The organism is Psychrobacter sp. 1Y4 (assembly GCF_051847555.1).
In genome coordinates this window covers 1-515 of sequence record NZ_JBPYDE010001168.1, presented here as the reverse complement: position 1 = coordinate 515, position 515 = coordinate 1, and the positions used below count along the sequence as shown (strand labels likewise).

The window sequence follows — 515 nt, the reverse complement described above, 5'->3', positions numbered from 1 at the left end:
TATGGTATGGGCAACCTGCATTCTGCTAGCAAAGCCTTATCGGTAGTGGGGGCAGAAGTCTCTATCACCAATGATCCAAAAGTCGTCGCGGCGGCTGATAAAATCGTTTTCCCTGGTGTGGGTGCGATGCGCGACTGTATCGCTGGCATGTGTGATGCAGGCATTGATGACGTCATACGTCATGCAGTGTTTAACAAGCCCGTTATGGCCATCTGTGTGGGCATGCAGGCATTGTTTGAGCAGTCAGCTGAAAATGGTGGCACGGACTGCCTAGGCATCTTAAACGGCACTGTAGAAGCGTTTGACCCTACGTGGAAAGACAAGCAGGGTGCGATGATAAAAGTACCGCATATGGGCTGGAATACCATTAGCGATATGGATTTTGACCATCCGCTTTGGCACGGTATCGAAGACAACGCGCATTTTTACTTTGTGCATAGCTATTACTGTGAACCTGCCGATAGCTCACAAGTGGCGGCGGTATGTGACTATGGTCAACTGTTCTGCGCCAGTAT

The 515-nt window shown here is 49.9% G+C and carries 1 protein-coding gene; it reads left to right on the top strand.

Going from position 1 to position 515, the window contains the following annotated elements; genetic code table 11:
- Window positions 1-515, top strand: a 515-nt coding sequence (gene hisH / locus ACS8FC_RS20975; protein WP_439298202.1) for an imidazole glycerol phosphate synthase subunit HisH, incomplete at both ends; no start/stop codon positions are given.